Annotated in this window: 15 protein-coding genes; 6 read left to right on the top strand and 9 right to left on the bottom strand. The window is 63.7% G+C overall.

The features are described 5' to 3' along the window. Positions 1-4: 4 nt before the first annotated feature. Positions 5-655, bottom strand: a complete 651-nt coding sequence (locus tag AC1RNA_RS07420; RefSeq protein ID WP_492950648.1) for a 3-oxoacid CoA-transferase subunit B — start codon at positions 653-655, stop codon at positions 5-7. A gap of 20 nt (positions 656-675) precedes the next feature. Continuing rightward, a complete protein-coding gene (locus AC1RNA_RS07415) occupies positions 676-1,377 on the bottom strand; it encodes a CoA transferase subunit A (protein WP_009337277.1) in 702 nt (233 codons plus the stop codon). A 327-nt stretch (positions 1,378-1,704) separates the two neighbouring features. Between AC1RNA_RS07415 and AC1RNA_RS07410 the strand changes: the two genes are divergently transcribed. After that, positions 1,705-3,684 (top strand): AsmA family protein, encoded by a 1,980-nt coding sequence (locus AC1RNA_RS07410; RefSeq protein WP_492950647.1) that lies wholly within the window; start codon positions 1,705-1,707, stop codon positions 3,682-3,684. Between the two features lies 1 nt (position 3,685). Here AC1RNA_RS07410 and AC1RNA_RS07405 read toward each other — a convergent pair whose 3' ends face one another. The 4 genes from AC1RNA_RS07405 to AC1RNA_RS07390 form a co-directional block, all read right to left on the bottom strand. After that, positions 3,686-4,501: an ABC transporter permease gene (locus AC1RNA_RS07405; protein WP_492950646.1), complete on the bottom strand. Its 816-nt coding sequence runs from the start codon at positions 4,499-4,501 to the stop codon at positions 3,686-3,688. Next, a complete protein-coding gene (locus tag AC1RNA_RS07400; protein WP_492950645.1) occupies positions 4,501-5,412 on the bottom strand; it encodes an ABC transporter permease in 912 nt (303 codons plus the stop codon). The genes AC1RNA_RS07405 and AC1RNA_RS07400 overlap by 1 nt, the downstream gene beginning before the upstream one ends. Then, positions 5,409-6,500, bottom strand: coding sequence for an ABC transporter ATP-binding protein (locus tag AC1RNA_RS07395; protein ID WP_492950644.1), 1,092 nt, complete (start codon positions 6,498-6,500; stop codon positions 5,409-5,411). Before AC1RNA_RS07395 ends, AC1RNA_RS07400 begins: the two co-directional genes overlap by 4 nt. Before the next feature lie 156 nt (positions 6,501-6,656). After that, the gene (locus AC1RNA_RS07390; RefSeq protein ID WP_492950643.1) at positions 6,657-8,990 is read right to left on the bottom strand and encodes a putative bifunctional diguanylate cyclase/phosphodiesterase; all 2,334 of its coding nucleotides are present in this window, start codon (positions 8,988-8,990) and stop codon (positions 6,657-6,659) included. Positions 8,991-9,171: 181 nt separating this feature from the next. On the opposite strand from AC1RNA_RS07390, the gene AC1RNA_RS07385 reads away from it, so the two are divergent. Continuing rightward, positions 9,172-10,278, top strand: a complete 1,107-nt coding sequence (locus AC1RNA_RS07385) for an NAD(P)/FAD-dependent oxidoreductase (RefSeq protein WP_492950642.1) — start codon at positions 9,172-9,174, stop codon at positions 10,276-10,278. A gap of 66 nt (positions 10,279-10,344) precedes the next feature. Here AC1RNA_RS07385 and AC1RNA_RS07380 read toward each other — a convergent pair whose 3' ends face one another. After that, positions 10,345-10,530, bottom strand: a complete 186-nt coding sequence (locus tag AC1RNA_RS07380; protein ID WP_492950641.1) for a YdcH family protein — start codon at positions 10,528-10,530, stop codon at positions 10,345-10,347. A gap of 250 nt (positions 10,531-10,780) precedes the next feature. On the opposite strand from AC1RNA_RS07380, the gene AC1RNA_RS07375 reads away from it, so the two are divergent. The 3 genes from AC1RNA_RS07375 to AC1RNA_RS07365 all read left to right on the top strand — a co-directional run bounded on the left by AC1RNA_RS07375 (position 10,781) and on the right by AC1RNA_RS07365 (position 12,716). Continuing rightward, positions 10,781-10,987, top strand: coding sequence for a YdcH family protein (locus AC1RNA_RS07375; protein WP_009337291.1), 207 nt, complete (start codon positions 10,781-10,783; stop codon positions 10,985-10,987). A gap of 145 nt (positions 10,988-11,132) precedes the next feature. Further along, entirely contained in the window at positions 11,133-11,609 is a 477-nt protein-coding gene (purE, locus tag AC1RNA_RS07370) for a 5-(carboxyamino)imidazole ribonucleotide mutase (RefSeq protein WP_009337292.1), read from the top strand. Between the two features lie 9 nt (positions 11,610-11,618). Further along, positions 11,619-12,716: a 5-(carboxyamino)imidazole ribonucleotide synthase gene (locus AC1RNA_RS07365; protein ID WP_492950640.1), complete on the top strand. Its 1,098-nt coding sequence runs from the start codon at positions 11,619-11,621 to the stop codon at positions 12,714-12,716. Positions 12,717-12,772: 56 nt separating this feature from the next. On the opposite strand, the gene aqpZ is transcribed toward AC1RNA_RS07365, so the two are convergent. Continuing rightward, positions 12,773-13,489 carry an aquaporin Z gene (aqpZ, locus tag AC1RNA_RS07360; RefSeq protein WP_009337294.1) on the bottom strand — a complete coding sequence of 239 codons (717 nt, stop codon included), beginning with the start codon at positions 13,487-13,489 and terminating at the stop codon, positions 12,773-12,775. Between the two features lie 271 nt (positions 13,490-13,760). On the opposite strand from aqpZ, the gene rpsU reads away from it, so the two are divergent. Beyond that, positions 13,761-14,060, top strand: coding sequence for a 30S ribosomal protein S21 (gene rpsU, locus AC1RNA_RS07355; protein ID WP_009337295.1), 300 nt, complete (start codon positions 13,761-13,763; stop codon positions 14,058-14,060). Positions 14,061-14,161: 101 nt separating this feature from the next. Here the strand turns inward: rpsU and AC1RNA_RS07350 are convergent, their stop codons facing one another. Then, on the bottom strand, positions 14,162-15,649 hold the full coding sequence (locus AC1RNA_RS07350; RefSeq protein WP_492950639.1) for an aldehyde dehydrogenase family protein: 1,488 nt from the start codon (positions 15,647-15,649) through the stop codon (positions 14,162-14,164). Between the last annotated feature and the right edge of the window lie 85 nt (positions 15,650-15,734).

The following is a 15,734-nucleotide window of genomic DNA, read 5'->3' as shown; positions in this document are numbered from 1 at the left end:
GCTCTCACGCGCCCTTGAGCGCCACCTTGTAGTCGGCCTCGGTCTTCGCCTTCACGTCATCGAGCGTCACGCCGTCGGCCAGTTCGATCAGCGTCATGCCGCCCGTGCCGTGCTTGTCGATGGTGAACACCGCGAGATCGGTGACGACGAGATCGACCACCTTCTGGCCGGTCAGCGGCAGCGTGCACTTGTGCAAGAGCTTCGGGCCGTCCTTGGCGGAATGCTCCATCACCACGACGACGCGCTTGACGCCCGCGACGAGATCCATCGCGCCGCCCATACCCTTCACCATCTTGCCGGGGATCATCCAGTTGGCAAGATCCCCGTTCTCCGCGACCTGCATCGCGCCGAGGATCGACAGATCGATGTGGCCGCCGCGGATCATGCCGAACGAATCCGCGCTGGAGAAATAGCTGGTGTCCGGCAGTTCGGTGACGGTCTGCTTGCCGGCATTGATAAGGTCGGGGTCTTCCTCGCCCGCATAGGGGAACGGGCCGGTGCCGAGCATGCCGTTCTCGCTCTGGAGCGCAACGTCGATGCCCTCGGGAATGTAGTTCGACACCAGCGTCGGAATGCCGATGCCGAGATTGACGTAGAAGCCGTCGCGCAATTCCTTTGCGGCGCGCGCGGCCATCTGTTCGCGGGTCCATGCCATGATGGTTCTCCTGAGAAGTATTAAGCGCGCTGGCGCACGGTGCGCTGCTCGATATGTTTCAGCTTGGGGTCGACCGCGACGATGCGCTTGACGAAAATGCCGGGCGTGTGGATCTGGTCGGGATCGAGTTCGCCCGCGGGCACCAGATGCTCGACTTCCGCCACCGTCATGCGCGAGGCGGTCGCCATCATCGGGTTGAAGTTGCGCGCTGTCTTTCGATAGATCAGGTTGCCGGCGGTGTCGCCCTTCCAGGCGTGGACGATGGAGAGATCCGCGAACAGCGCGCGCTCCATCACATAGGTCTCGCCGTCGAAGTCCTTCAGCTCCTTGCCTTCCGCCGCCAGCGTGCCGACGCCGGTCTTGGTGTAGAAGGCCGGGATGCCCGCGCCGCCCGCGCGGATGCGCTCGGCCAGCGTGCCCTGCGGATTGAATTCAAGCTCGAGTTCGCCCGCCAGGAACATCTGCGCAAACGTCTTGTTCTCGCCGACATAGGAGGAGATCATTTTCCTGATCTGCTTCTTTTCCAGCATCTTACCTAGGCCGATGCCGTCGACGGCGGCATTGTTCGACACCACCGTGAGGTTCTTCACCCCGCTGTCGCAGATCGCGTTCGCCAGCGTTTCGGCGATACCGCACAGACCGAAACCCCCGGACATGATCATCATGCCATCGCGGAGCGTGCCTTCCAGCGCCGATTTGGCGTCGGGATATACCTTGTTCATGTGCAACCCATTCCAATGGACACGACGGCAACCCGCCGGGCTGACGACGTTCTTAGGCGCAATCCGGAAAAGCCGTCAATTGAGCAAAAATAGGCAAGCTCCCCGATGACGGTTCAGGACAGTATCAGAGAGCGTATCAGGGACCCTCTCAAGATCGGCCGCTTTCATGACCAGGTGATGTCCCCTTTCGAGGGCATGGGCCTGCGGCGGGGGTGTGGCAAAAGCCCTTCAAGCCTTGAAAGCGTCAAGAAAACGGATCAAGTTGCGCGCGGCCGGGGCGGCCTTGTGGATCGCCCGCAATCATGACATCGAACCGGATCGTTCTATTTGACACCGCACGCGATCAGACGCCTTGCTTTGCCCGTGGCGGTCGTCCTCGGCGCCGTGCTGGCGGGACTTCTCGCAAGCTCGTGGTTTATCGATCGCAATGCCGTCCGGCAGGCCGTCGAAACGCAGATTCGCGATGCCACCGGACTTGAGCTTGTCGTTACCGGCAAGACCGACGTTTCGCTATTTCCTTCCGCGCGGGTTGTTCTCCACGGCGTCGCCCTGAAGGGCAACGCGGATCACGATGCGCCGCTTAGCACCGACCAGCTTCAGGCGCGCCTCAGCCTGTTCGGGCTGATCGCGGGACACACCCGCGTCACCGACGTAGCGCTGCATGCGCCGCGCATCCGCGTGACCGTGGACAAGGACGGCCATTCCAACTGGGCGCCGATCGTGCAGACCTTCGCCCGCGCGGTGAAGCCCGCCGCCACGCGCGACGTCTGGTTTTCCGACGTCAAGATTTCCGACGGCACCCTCGCCTATCGCAACGCCAAGAACCAGGCGAATGAAACGGTGGGCGGCATCGACCTTGCGATCTCGCTGCCGTCCGGCTCGCGCAGCTTCTCCCTGCAAGGCCAGGCGACCTGGCATAACGAGCAACTCGACGGCAGCTTCACGATCGCCGATTTTATCGCAGCCGTGGGCGGCGAGAAATCCGGCCTGAAGGTCAAACTCTCCGGCACGCCGCTGAAACTGTCGTTCGACGGCACCATGACCAACCGCTCGAGCCTGCTGCTCGACGGCACGCTCACCGCCAGCACCGCTTCGCTGCGCGGCCTGACGCGCTGGGCCGGACATGAATTGCCGGGCAGCAACGGATTTGGTCCGTTCTCACTGAAAGCCCGCGCCAACGTGGTCGGCAATTCCGTAGCGCTGACCAATGTCACCACCTCGCTCGACGGCAACGCCGCCGAAGGCGTGCTGACCTTCAACGGCAGCACCGGCCAGCAAACCCTGCAAGGCACGCTGGCCGCCGACACGCTCGATCTCACACCCTATCTCGGGACCATCCGCCTGCTCGCGGGGGCGCACGAATGGAACAGGCAAGCCTTCGATCTGCGGGCGCTGTCGGAAACCAGTCTCGACATCCGCCTCTCGGCGGCGAAGGTCACCATCGGTTCCTCGCGGCTGGGGCGCACCGCGTTCGGCGCGAACGTGCGCAACGGCACGCTGGCGCTCTCGATCGGCGAAGCGCAGATGTTTGGCGGCATCGCCAGAGGCTCGCTCTCCGTCAGCCGGATCGATGACGGCGCCAACGTCAAGGCGCAGTTCGGATTCTCCGATGTCGACCTCGAGGCAGGCGGGGCCGAACTGTTCGACATCCGCTCGCTGCGCGGCCGGGGCGACCTCAATCTGACGCTGGAAGCGCAGGGCGCGAGCGCCTTCGCGCTGACGCAGACGCTCGACGGCAGCGCCGTGCTGACGGCGCACGACGGCGCGCTCTCCGGTTTCAACATCGAACAATTGCTGCGGCGGCTGGAGCGGCGGCCATTGTCCGGCACGGGAAGCTTCCGCAGCGGCACGACGCCGTTCGATACGCTACGGATCGCCGTCACCATCAATGACGGCATGGCGCATGCGGACGACATCGCGCTCGACGGACCAGCGACGCGCGTGACACTCACGGGCGACGCTTCGATCCCCTCGCGCGAATACGATCTGAAAGGCACTGCCGCGCTGAAAGCGGCGAACGGCGCGCCACCGGAATTCCAGTTGCCGTTCGTGGTGCAGGGGCCATGGGACGATCCGTTGATCCTACCGGATTCCGACATCCTGATCCGCCGCTCGACCGTGACCGCGCCGCTGCTCGACTCGCTCAAGGACCACAAGGCGCGAGATGCCGTGAAAGCGGTGATCGAACGGCTGTCGGGGGCCAAGAAATCCGCGCCGGAGGCCCCTGCCGCGGCGCCTTCACCCGCTCCTGCCACGCCGCCCGCGGCGCAAGCACCGGCGGCGCCCGCCGCGCCACCATCCCACTGATCTAGAGCGGGGCTGCGTTCTCGCCGCGGTCGCTCGACAGTTTCGAGGCCAATGAGGCCACGACAATCACCATCGCGACGAACGCCACGATCAGCGTGCAGATCGCGTTGATCTCCGGCTTCACGCCGAGCCGCACCTCCGAATAGATCCGGATCGGCAGCGTCGATGAGCCCGGCCCCGTGGTGAAACTCGCGATCACCAGATCATCGAGCGACAGCGTGAAGGCCAGCATCCAGCCTGCCGCAATCGATGGCCAGATCAAGGGCAGCGTCACGGACGTAAATGCCCGCGCCGGGCTGCAACCGAGATCCATCGCCGCTTCTTCCAGACTGCGGTCGAGCCCGTTCAGGCGCGCCTGCACCACCACCGCGACAAAGCACATCGTCAGCGTGGTGTGGGCAATGGTGACGGTCCAGAAGCCGCGACCGGCATTGGTGGCGACGAACAACAGAAGCAGCGACAACCCGGTAATAACTTCGGGCATCACCAGCGGCGCATAAAGCATGCCGGAGAACAGCGTGCGGCCACGGAAACGCCGGCCCCGCGACAGCGCCACCGCCGCCAGCGTGCCGAGCAATGTTGCGAGAGACGCCGACACCACGCCGACACGCAGACTCATCCACGCCGCCGACAGCATCGCGTCGTTGCTGAACAGCTCGCGATACCATTTCAGGGACCAGCCGCCCCACACCGTGACGAGGCGCGAGGCGTTGAACGAATAGATCACGAGAATGACGATCGGCAGGTACAGGAACGCCAGCCCCAGCGCGAGGGCTGCGACATTTACCGCCGAAGGTTTGTTCAACGCGCGCGCCATCAGCGGCTCTCCAACTGCTTGCGCTGGATGTGCTCGTAGATCAGCAGCGGCGCGAGCAGCAGCACCAGCAGCACGACGGCAATGGTCGAGGCCACCGGCCAGTCGCGGTTGGTGAAGAATTCCAGCCACAGCGTCTGCCCGATCATCATATTGTCGGAGCCCGCGAGCAGATCGGGGATCACGAACTCGCCCGCGATGGGGATGAAGCACAACAGCGCACCCGCCGCGATGCCGGGCAGCGACAGCGGCACGGTGACGAGCCAGAACGCCTTCAGCCGCGAGCAGCCGAGATCGGCTGCCGCTTCGAGCAGCGATCCGTCCATCTTCGAGAGCGTGGCGAACAGCGGCAGAATCATGAACGGGAAATAGGAATAGACGATGCCGAGATACATCGCACTGTCGGTCGACAGCCACGGCACCGGGCGGTCGATGACATGCAGCGTCAGCAGCAGCGAGTTCAGAAGCCCATCATGCTGCAGGATATTGATCCAGGCATAGATGCGGATCAGGAACGAGGTCCAGAACGGCACCACCACCAGCATCATCGCGATGCCCTGCCAGCGTTGCGGCAGCCGCGACATCGCGTAGGCGACCGGATAGCCAATCACGAGCAGGATCGTGGTCGAGACCAGCGCCACGGTGACGCTGCGCAGGTAGGAGAAGATGTAAATGTCGTCGGAGGTGAGCAGATAGAAATTGTCGAGCGAGAGTTTCGACAGGCTGTCTCGAAAGGCGATCCACCCTCCGAACATATCGAAGGTCGGCGCATAAGGCGGCTGCGCGATCACGGTCTGCGACAGCGCGATCTTCAGCACGAAGCCGAACGGCACCAGGAAGAACAGCGTCATCCAGATATAGGGTGCGATGGCGGCGATCCGTGCCGGGCGGGTGAAGATGCGGCGGCTTTTCATTGTGTCAGCACCACCGCGTCTTCCGGCGCGAACGACACCATCACCTGATGCCCGGCCTCGAACGCAACCTCGCTGCCGGCCGCATTGGCGCGCGCGACCTGAACGACATCGCCACCCGCGAGTTTCACGCGATACCGCGTGAAGCCGCCGAGATAATCGGCATCGACAACTTCTCCGGGCTGCGCATTGACCTCGCCCGAGGACATGTCATGCGAGAGCGACAGCTTCTCGGGCCGTACCGCGATCGAGACCGCCTGCCCTGCCCCCACCTCGCCCGCGACGCGAAGCACGCCTGCGGACGGCGTCGCAACGGTCACGCAGCCGCTACCTTGCGACATCACCTGCCCCGCGAACAGATTGATGTCGCCGACGAAGCCCGCGATCCAGCGCGTGTCGGGCCGCTCGTACAGCGTACGCGGCGCCGCGACCTGCACCAGACGCCCCTGGTTCATGACGCCGATCCGGTCGGCCAGCGTCATCGCCTCCTCCTGATCGTGGGTGACGATGATGAAGGACATGCCAAGGCGGCGCTGCACCTGAATGAGTTCGGCCTGCGTCTCGGCGCGCAGCTTCTTGTCCAGCGCCGCGAGCGGCTCGTCGAGCAGCAACAGGCGCGGCCGCCGCGCCAATGCGCGCGCCAGCGCCACACGCTGACGCTGCCCGCCGGACAGTTGATCCGGCTTGCGCCGCTCCAGCCCTTGCAGCCGCACCAACGCCACCATCTCCGCGACGCGCGCAGCGATCTCGTCTTTGGCTAGTCCCGCCCGCTTCAGGCCGAAGGCAATGTTGGCCTCGACGCTGAGGTGCGGAAACAGCGCGTAATTCTGGAACATCATGTTCACGGGGCGCAGATGCGGCGGCACCTCGGCGATGTTCTCGCCATCGAGCCAGATGCCACCTTCGTCCGGCATCTCAAATCCGGCCAGCATCCGCAGCAGCGTGGTCTTGCCGCAGCCGCTCGGGCCGAGCAGCGCGAAGAACTCCCCGGCCCCGATCTGGAGCGACACGCCATCGACCGCGGTAAAGCCACCGAACCGTTTGCTGACAGTCTCGATGCGCATCAGCGGCGCAGATGCAGCACCGCTCATGAGAATCCATTCCGCATTTGATCGCGAACTCCCGCCCCGATGGCCTTTTCAGGCCGCGCGCCAAACCAAAACGTCCATGCTCTTGGCATCACTGTGCGCATTGTCAAGCCGGGCGGCCGCGGCCACCCGACGCGCGCTCAGACAAGGGAATGAAAACTAGCTGACCCGGCGGATGGTGACGACGTTGCTGCCGGGCTCGACTTCGACATGGGGCTTCCGCCCCACCCAGGCGTCGTACTGCGCGATCGGCGCGGGCTTGCCGAGGAAATAGCCCTGGACCTGATCGCAGGCTTCCACCGCAAGGAAGCTCAACTGGTCCTGCGTCTCGACGCCCTCGGCGACGATGGAAATGTCGAGGCCGTGGCCGAGCCCGATCACCGAGCGGATGATCGCCGAGGACTGCTGGTTGCGGCCGAGATTCATGACGAAGGCGCGGTCGATCTTGATCTTGTCGAACGGGAACGCCTGCAGATAGGTCAGCGACGAATAGCCCGAACCGAAATCATCCATCGCGATGCGCACGCCGAGCGCCTTCAGGCGGCGCAGCAGCAACAGGCTGCGCTCGAAATCGTCGATCAGCACGCCTTCGGTGATTTCGAGCTCGAGCCGCCCCGGGGTGAGGCCCGTCTCCAGCAGGATCGAGTGGACAAGCCCGACCAGATCGCCATGCATGAACTGCACAGGCGACAGGTTGACTGCGATTTGCAGATGACGCGGCCACGAGGCCGCCTCGCGGCAGGCTTCGCGCAGAATCCATTCGCCCAGTTCGACGATCAGGCCGCTTTCCTCGGCGAGCGGAATGAAATCGGCCGGCGGCACGAAGCCGCGCGTCGGATGCACCCAGCGCACCAAGGTCTCGAAGCCCGTCACGTCGTCGCCGCTCAGGGTATGGCGCGCCCGCGCCAGCGGCTGGTAGTGCAGCGTCAATTCGCCCTTGCGCAGCGCGTTGTGGAGTTCCTGATGGAGCGCCCGCCGATCGCGAATCTGCTGATCCATTTCGGCTTCGTAGAACACGATCGAACCGCGCGACTTGGCCTTGGCCCGACTTAGCGCCGCGCCGGCATTCGCCAGCAGCGCCGCGCCGTCGCGGCCGTTGCGCGGGAAGATCGAGATTCCCGCGGTGACGCCGATGCGCAGGGTCTTGCCGTCGATCTCGAATTCCTGCGAAATCATCCGGGCGACGGTTTCGGCGAGCTTCCACGCAGCCGTCGGCTGCTCGCCATCGATGATCATGCCGTATTCGTCACCGCCGAGCCGTGCGACCACGCCGGCGCCCGCCGCTTTCTCAAGCCGCTTGGTCACTTCGATCAGCAGCTTGTCGCCGATCTCGTGGCCGAACACGTCGTTGACTTCCTTGAAGCGGTCGAGGTCCATCGACAGCACCGCGAATTCCTCATTGGTGCCGTCGCAGGCATCGATCAGCTGCGCCAGCGCCTGCAGGAACGCGGCGCGGTTCGGCATGCCGGTGAGGCCGTCATGATAGGCCATGTGCGCCATGCGCGATTCCGTCTCGCGCCGGTCGGTGATGTCGTCGCTGGTCTTGATGAGATATTGCGGATTGCCCGCCTCATCGGTGACGGTGACGCGGCGCGTGGCAAACAGGCGCAGGCCGTTGTCGGTCGGGATCGGATGCTCTTCGGTGACGAGGCCGCCCTGCTTGATCGCGGCGTCGTCGCGCTGGAGCACAAACTTCGCCGCAGCCTCCGGATGAACTTCCATCACCGTCTGGTTGATGATGGCATCGCGTTTGCGGTTCAGGATGGTCTCGGCCGCGCGGTTGGCGAGCACGAACTTGCCATCCTTGATGCGCTTGACCATGACGGCGGAGGGGATGTTGTCGAGCACCATCTCCAGGAATCGCTTGGTCGAGGCCAACTCCTCCGAGAGCCTGCCCTCCTCGGTGCAATCCTCGTGCGTGGCGACAATGCCGCCGTTGGCAAGCGTCTCCTTCTTCATGCGAATGCGCCGCCCATCCGGCAGCACATTCATGTAGCCTTCGGGCGCCATGGAGTCCCGCCAATAGGTCTCGACGTCTTCCGCCAGCATCCCACGCGCCTTGCGAAGCTCCATGAGTTCGAACCGCGTCATGTTCTTGCGAAGATCGGAACGCGACAGGCCATAGAGTTGCAGATAGCGGTCGTTGCAATACGTGACCACCTGCCGCGCATTGGTGATGACAATGCCTTGCGACAGATTGTTGAGCGCGGAGGAGACGAAGAATTCACGGCGCGCATTGATCCGGCGAGCACGGCGCAGCGCCGACATCACCCAGACGAACATCGCCAGCAGGATCAGAATGACGAGCAGACCGTCGACCACGACTTGAAAAGTCAGGGACCCTTGATCCACACCGCTGAGGCCGGCCGCGACTTCGGCGTCGGTCACCGCATGGGCAACCGGGGCGGTCATCATCGACAGCGCGACAACCAAACCCAACCCGCCGGAGAAGCGGATGGCCCCCGTTCTGATGATCCTGCGCCAGACGTCCATGATAACCCGTGGATTGACGGGCGACACTCTCTGGTTGCAGCGGTATGAATTGGGTAAACGCGTACCCTCGCGGTCGCGATTTATCACTTCCGCGCGAGCAATTGGTTCGTCATGCTTAATGAAATCCTAATCGGCCCGAAGCCGCGAACGCCTATGACGGAAACGCCTCACCGGAGCATGCATGGATCGCGTTGAATGCATCGTCGCCGGCGCAGGCGTCGTAGGCCTCGCGGTGGCGCGCGCGCTCGCACTGGCCGGGCGCGAAGTGATCGTGGTCGAGGCGGCTGGCGACATTGGTACCGGCACGTCTTCGCGCAATTCGGAAGTGATCCACGCCGGTATCTATTATCCCGCAGGCAGCGCCATGGCACGGCTGTGCGTCGCCGGCCGGCAAATGCTGTATCGCTATTGCGAGGACCACGGCGTGCCATACCGGCGCTGCGGCAAGTTCATCGTCGCCACCGGCCCCGACGAATCCGACAGACTGGCCGCGATCCGCGCACGCGCCGAGGCCAACGGCGTCACCGATCTCGTCACGTTGAGCGCAGAGGAAGCGCATGCCAGAGAGCCCGCGCTGAACTCCACCGGCGCGCTGCATTCGCCTTCGACCGGCATCGTCGACAGCCACGCGCTGATGCTCGCCTTGCGCGGCGATGCCGAGCAGGCGGGCGCGGCGCTCGCCTTTCACGCTCCGCTCGTGAGGGCGCGGCGCGACGGTGACGGATTCGTGGTCGAGATCGGCGGCGATGCGCCAATGACGCTCGGCTGCGATCTTCTCATCAACGCGGCCGGACTGAGCGCGCCGGAGGTGGCCCGCGCCATCGCAGGATTGCCGCCCGAACACATCCCCACGGCCTACTACGCCAAAGGCAATTACTTCGCCTGCACGACGCGCGTACCGTTCTCGCGCCTGATTTATCCGCTGCCCGAGCCGGGCGGCCTCGGTGTGCATCTCACGCTCGACATCGGCGGCGCGGGGCGATTCGGCCCCGACGTCGAATGGGTGGAGACGCTCGCCTATGATGTCGATCCGAAGCGCGCGGAGCGTTTCTATCCGGCGATCCGGCGCTATTGGCCGGATCTGCCGGATGGCGCGCTGGTGCCGGCCTATTCAGGCATCCGGCCCAAAATCGTCCCGCCCGGCGCCGCCGCGCAGGATTTCGTGATCCAGGGCGCGCAGAGCCACGGCGTTCCGGGACTCGTCAACTTGTTCGGTATCGAATCGCCGGGACTGACTGCATCGCTTGCGATCGCAGAAGACGTACGGGCCCTCACCTCGCCGCACTGAAGCGGCAGGCAGGTGAAGAGCCTTCACGTCGGGTTGTTGAAGTCCTGAAAAAGGGAAGGCGGGAAATCAGTGCAGCGTCTGGCCGCCGGACGCCTTCAGGCGTTCGATCTGGTCCTTGAGCAGCAGTTTGCGCCGCTTCAGTTCGCCAATACGCACATCGTCCGTCGCGAGATTCTTCAAAGCCTCGTGGAGTTCGCCTTCGAGAATACGGTGCTTACGCTCCAGTTCAACGAGATGCGCCTGAATCGCCATTAGAAGTCTCCTTCTTCCGTGGATGTCAGATACGAGGTCGAACAAAAGATTGTACATCGCAATTGCGATCTGTCGACTGGGATCGATGCGACACATTCAAACTTCCTGTTATCCGGAAAACGGAACGGCTCGCATTTTAGAAAATGCGGCCGGAAATTTCCCAAAGAATTCCCAAGGCTGGCCCCGCACGCCCTTTTCTGCCATGAAGATAACGAACTAGGCGTCGCATACCGGCAAGCCGTCGATCATCATGGCCGAACAAGACAATAACGAATTCGCTCTCGAGCTGGCACGGCTGCAACAGGAGCATCGTGACCTCGATGCCGCAATCGAGGCCTTGCACCACTCTCCCGCGCCGGACCTACTGCAATTGCAGCGCCTGAAAAAGCGCAAGCTGCAGTTGCGCGACCGGATTTCATTCCTCGAAGACCAGATCACCCCCGACATCATCGCCTGACCAACGGCCATCGCCACGAAAACCCGGGTAGCCTGTCGTGCCCCGGCATTGACCATGACGCCAACTCCCTCCCAAAGCGGTTGCCCGGCAGGGGTGCGCTCCTGTAATTCTTGTCTTTCCGCCATTTTTCGAGAACCAAGCCGCCATGTCCGCCCCAATCGCCATCATCATGGGAAGCAAGTCCGACTGGGAGACGATGCGGCACGCCGCCGAGACGCTGGACGCCCTCGGCGTCGCCTCCGAGCGGCTGATCGTGTCCGCCCACCGCACCCCGGAGCGGCTCTACAGCTTCGCCAGGGGCGCCAAGGCCGCAGGCTACAAGGTCGTGATCGCAGGCGCCGGCGGGGCCGCCCACCTGCCCGGCATGACCGCCGCCATGACCGAACTGCCGGTGTTCGGTGTTCCGGTCGAATCCAAGGCGCTGTCGGGCATGGATTCCCTTTATTCCATCGTGCAAATGCCCGCCGGCGTGCCTGTTGGAACCTTGGCGATCGGCAAAGCCGGCGCTATCAATGCAGCGCTTCTGGCCGCCAGCGTGCTCGCGCTGTCCGACGGCGCGCTGGCAGCGAAACTCGCCGCATGGCGCAAGCAACAAACCGACGCCGTCTCCGAGCGGCCATAAGGATTCCAGGTGACTTCATCGAAACAAGTGGCGCTGAAACCCGGCGACACGGTTGGCATTTTGGGCGGCGGCCAGCTCGGCCGGATGCTGGCGCTCGCAGCCGCCCGGCTCGGCCTTAAATCCCACGTTTTCTCGCCCGACCCGGATTCACCCGCCTTCGACGTGGTGCAACACTGTACCTGCGCCGAATATGCCGACATCGAGGCGCTGGAGCTGTTCGCTTCCGACGTCGACGTCATCACCTACGAATTCGAGAACGTTCCGACCGCCGCCGCGATGGCCTTGCAGGCGCGCCGCCCGGTGCTGCCGGACACGAAGATCCTCGAGACGACGCAGGACCGGCTGATTGAAAAGAATTTCGTCAACGGTCTCGGCATCGGTACCGCCGGTTACGCCGACGTGACCTCCGCCGAGAGCCTGCGGCAGGCGATCGCCAAGATCGGCCTGCCCGCCGTGCTCAAGACCCGGCGTTTCGGCTATGACGGCAAGGGTCAGGCGATGATCCGCGAAGACGACGATCTCGACGCGGTGTGGGCGGCGCTCGCCACCCGCTCGGCGATTCTGGAAGGCTTCGTGCCCTTCGAAAAGGAAGTCTCGGTGATCGCCGCGCGCTCGGCGGATGGCCACGTCGTGTGCTTCGACGTTACCGAAAACGAGCACCAGAACCACATCCTGAAATTTTCTTATGCGCCAGCGGCGATTCCCGCGGCCCTGGCCGACGAGGCGCGCACCATCGCGACCAAGATCGCCAACGCGCTGAATTATGTCGGCGTGCTCGGGGTGGAATTGTTTGTCGTGCCCGGCAAGAACGGACCGGGTTTGCTGGTCAACGAGATCGCCCCGCGCGTGCACAATTCCGGCCACTGGACGCTGGACGGCGCGTCGGTGTCGCAATTCGAGCAGCACATCCGCGCCATCGCGGGCTGGCCGCTCGGTAACCCGATCCGCCACGGCCAAGTCACCATGACCAACCTGATCGGCGACGAGGTTCTCGACTACGGCAAATGGCTGACCGTGCCCGGTGCAACAGTTCATCTCTACGGCAAGGGCGCGGCGCGTCCGGGACGCAAGATGGGACATGTCACCGAGGTGAAGCCCCACAGGTAAAACAAAAGGCCGCCGCGATCGCTCGCAGCGGCCTTTAAATTTTGGAAAGCGAGAGCTTACTTCCGTCCCTCGACGATGCCGGCGGGCTCATCGCTCAGCCAGCGATAGACCACGCCGCCGATGACGCCGCCGATCAGCGGCGCGACCCAGAACAGCCAGAGCTGCTGCAACGCCCAGCCGCCAACGAACAACGCCGGTCCGGTGCTGCGCGCCGGGTTCACCGAGGTGTTGGTGACGGGAATGCTGACGAGGTGGATCATCACCAGGGCGAGGCCGATGGCGAGCGGCGCGAAGCCCGCAGGGGCCCTGCCGTGGGTCGCGCCCATGATGACGAACAGGAACATCGCGGTCATGGTCACTTCGCAGACGAACCCGGCCATCAGGCTGTATTTGCCCGGTGAGTGATCGCCATAGCCGTTGGAGGCAAAGCCTCCGGCGAGGTCGAAGCCCGCCTTGCCGCTGGCGATGACATACAGGAGTGCCGCGCCCGCAATCGCGCCGATCACCTGCGCGACGATGTAGGGAATGACCTGGCTTCCGGGAAAGCGGCCCCCCGCACAGAGCCCCACCGTCACGGCGGGATTGAGATGGCAGCCGGAAATGTGACCGATGGCGAAGGCCATGGTGACGACGCTCAGGCCGAAGGTAAACGCCACGCCCAACAGGCCGATACCGACCTGCGGAAAGGCCGCTGCCAGAACCGCGCTGCCGCAGCCCGCGAAGGTGAGCCAGAAGGTGCCGATCAGTTCGGCGGCATATTTTTTCGAGTTCATCTGTGGTCTCCCGAAACGGTGGCCAATCTGTCGGGTGGAACCGTGGGGAATCCGATGCCCTGAACCATCCGGCGCCCTCGAATCGCCCCTCCGCCCAAGCCCAATCTGCCCGTGATTTGTGGCTTCCCTACCTGCGAAAAACCCTGTCCACAGGCGTGGACACCACCCCCCCGATCTGGTAGAAACCCGGCTTCGACGTGAAGGGCTTTGCCTTTGGCGACCCTTTCTTTCGTCCCCATTTTCAGGCTTTCGAACCAAAAAAGGATGCCGCGTGCAGGTTCTCGTCCGCGATAACAATGTCGACCAGGCCCTCAAGGCGCTGAAGAAGAAGATGCAGCGCGAGGGTATTTTCCGCGAGATGAAGCTCCGCGGTCATTATGAAAAGCCGTCCGAGAAGAAGGCTCGCGAGAAGGCGGAAGCCGTTCGCCGCGCCCGCAAGCTCGCCCGCAAGAAGCTGCAGCGCGAAGGCCTGCTGCCGATGAAGCCGAAGCCGGTGTTCGGCGCTGGCGCCGAGCGTGGCGCAGGCGGCCGTGGCGGCGCAGCCGGTGGCGCGCGCGCTCCTCGCTCCTAAGCGATCTTTCTCAGTCAGAATTAAAAAAACGCGGGCCTTTCGGTCCGCGTTTTTCGTTGGAGAAGCCTTCCCGCTCATTGCGGGAAGGCTTGAGCAAAGCGTTACCCTCTGGTGTTGAGCCAGACCACCTTTTCCTCGGTGAAGTTCTTCAGCGCAGCGGTGCCGCGCTCGCGGCCCAGACCCGAATCATGCGCACCACCCCACGGCAGGCGGACATCGGTGTAGCCAAACGTGTTCAGCCAGACCGTGCCTGCCTTGGCATGGCGGGCAAAGTGCTGCAGGCGACCGATGTCGCGGCTCCACGCACCCGCGGCGAGGCTGAAGGCCGTGCCGTTGGCGATGCGCAGAGCCTCCGCGTCGTCCTTGAACTTGATGACACTCACCACAGGCCCGAAGATTTCCTCCTGCGAGATACGCATCTCGTGCTCGACATTCGCGAACACCGTCGGCGCGATGTAGAAGCCGCGTTGGCCGATCCGCTCGCCGCCGGTTGTCAGCGAGGCACCTTCCTTCTGGCCGATGTCAATGTAACCGAGAATGCTGTTCATCTGCTTCTCGGAAATCACCGGGCCAAGCATCGTGGAGCGATCCGACGGATCGCCGATCTTCATGGTCCGAGCGCGGGCCGTGAGACGCTCGACGACTTCGTCATAGACCTTCTCATGCGCCAGCACGCGGGAGCCTGCCGAGCACACCTGGCCTGCGTTGAAGAACACGCCCGACGCCGCCGACTTGGTCGCGGCCGCAAGGTCCGCGTCCTCGAAAATCACGTTGGCCGACTTGCCGCCCAGCTCGAGCGAGACATGTTTGAAGTTGCTTGCCGCACCTTTCATGATGCCACGGCCGACGCCCGGTGAGCCGGTGAAGGTCACCTTGTCGACATCCGGATGGTTGACGAGCGCCTCGCCGACCACGCGGCCGGAGCCTGCGACAATATTGAGCACCCCCGCCGGAAGCCCGGCTTCGAGTGCGAGTTCGGCAATCCGCAGCGCCGAGAGCGAGGTCAGTTCGGCCGGCTTCATCACCACGGTACAGCCACATGCCAGCGCGGGAGCCAGTTTCCACATTCCGATCATCATCGGGAAATTCCACGGCACGATCGCCGCGACCACACCCACCGGTTCGCGCACGGTGTAGGTCAGCGCGTCCTCACGCGCAGGGATCACTTCGCCATGAACCTTGTCGGCCCATCCGGCGTAGTACGTCAGGGTATCGATCGCGGCAGGCAGATCCTGCCGCAACACAGCCGAAATAGGCTTGCCGGCATCGAGACTTTCGAGTTCAGCGAGTTCGTCGGTGTGCTCCTTCATCAGTTCGACAAGCCGGAACAAGATCCTGCTCCGCTCGGCAGCACGCATCAGGCTCCACGGGCCTTCGAAGGCCCGCCGTGCCGCCGCAACGGCCCGCTCCACATCCTCCACGCCGCCTTCGGAGACGGTGGCAATAACGTCCTCGGTGGCGGGGTTGATGCTTCTGAAGGTCTTGCCGGAGACCGCGGGAACAAGCCTGCCGTCGATGACGAGCAGTTTTTCCCGGGCCGAAACGCGCCTGATGAGCGATGCAGCATCGTAGTCATATGCTACAGACATCATATTCCTCCTTTTTCTTGTTCTTTAAGGTAGGAGGATTTCTTCAATAAAAAATATGATATCTAAAGCGCAAGCGTTTCCGGCA

The sequence above is a fragment of the Afipia sp. GW821-FHT14H12 genome (assembly GCF_058803465.1).
Note: the sequence above shows the minus strand (reverse complement) of the source record. Positions and strands in the feature narration are given on the sequence as shown.